Origin of the sequence: Micrococcus luteus (assembly GCF_022664405.1) — a bacterium.
In the GTDB taxonomy this organism is placed as follows: domain Bacteria; phylum Actinomycetota; class Actinomycetes; order Actinomycetales; family Micrococcaceae; genus Micrococcus; species Micrococcus luteus.
The window spans coordinates 1-1181 of the sequence record NZ_JAKRLB010000048.1; the positions used below are offsets into that span (position 1 = coordinate 1).

A 1181-nucleotide genomic window follows, 5' to 3' on the forward strand; every position below is an offset into this window, starting at 1 on the left:
TTCGCGCAGATCGACGCGGGCGGCGTCGAGCTCACCGGTGACGGCGGGTTCGTGCCCGCGCTGGTCAAGGCCGCGCTCGAGCGGGGCCTGCAGGCCGAGCTGACCAGCCATCTGGGCTACGAGAAGGGCTCGAGCGAGGCGCTGAAGCACGCCAACTCCCGCAACGGGACCACCCCGAAGACCGTGGAGTCCGAGGTCGGGCCGATCGAGCTGGACGTCCCGCGAGACCGGGGCGGGTCGTTCACCCCGCGCCTGGTGCCCAAGGGCCAGCGGCGCCTCGGGGGCCTGGATGACATGATCATCAGCCTCTATGCCGGCGGAATGACGATCCGGGACATCCAGCACCACCTGGCCTCCACGATCGGCACGGACCTGTCGCACGAGACGATCTCCAACATCACCGACGCCGTGAGCGAAGAGGTCCTGGCGTGGCAGTCGCGGCCGCTGGAGGAGTTCTATCCGGTGATCTATCTCGACGCAATCCGGATCAAGATCCGAGAGAACAGCCAGGTCCTCAACCGTGCCGCCTACATCGCCGTCGGCGTGGACCTCGAGGGCATCAAGCACGTGCTGGGGATCTGGGTCCAGGACACCGAGGGCTCGGCGTTCTGGGCCCACGTCTGCGCCGATCTCGCCAACCGGGGCGTGCAGGACGTGCTGATCGTGTGCTGCGACGGGCTCAAGGGCCTGCCGGAGGCGATCGAGGCGACGTGGCCGGACTCGATGGTCCAGACCTGCGTGGTTCACCTGATCCGGGCCGCGATGCGGTTCGTGGCCTACCAGGACCGCAAGAAGGTCGCCGCCGCGCTGAAGCCGATCTACACCGCCCCCAACGAAGAGACCGCGAGGAAGGCGCTGGCCGAGTTCGAGGCCTCCGAGCTCGGCACGAAGTACCCGTCTGCAGCCGCGACCTGGGCGAACTCCTGGGAGCGGTTCATCCCGTTCCTGCAGTTCCCACCCATGCTCCGCAAGGTCATCTACACGACCAACAGCATCGAGTCGCTGAACTTCCAGCTACGGAAGGTGACCAAGAACCGCGGCCACTTCCCCTCGACCGAGGCGGCGGTGAAGCTGCTCTGGCTGGCGATCTGCAACATCGAAGACAAACGCGCCGCCGAACGCGCTCGGGACCGGGGCAAACCCGCCGGCCAGCGCAAAGCCCAGGGCCGGCTCGTCGAAGG

The 1181-nt window shown here is 67.6% G+C and carries 1 protein-coding gene; it reads left to right on the forward strand.

Annotation, left to right across the window (positions count from 1 at the left end; translation table 11 throughout):
• The coding region (locus MF605_RS11855) for an IS256-like element ISMlu11 family transposase (protein ID WP_242821296.1) at positions 1–1181 on the forward strand (1181 nt) is incomplete at both ends.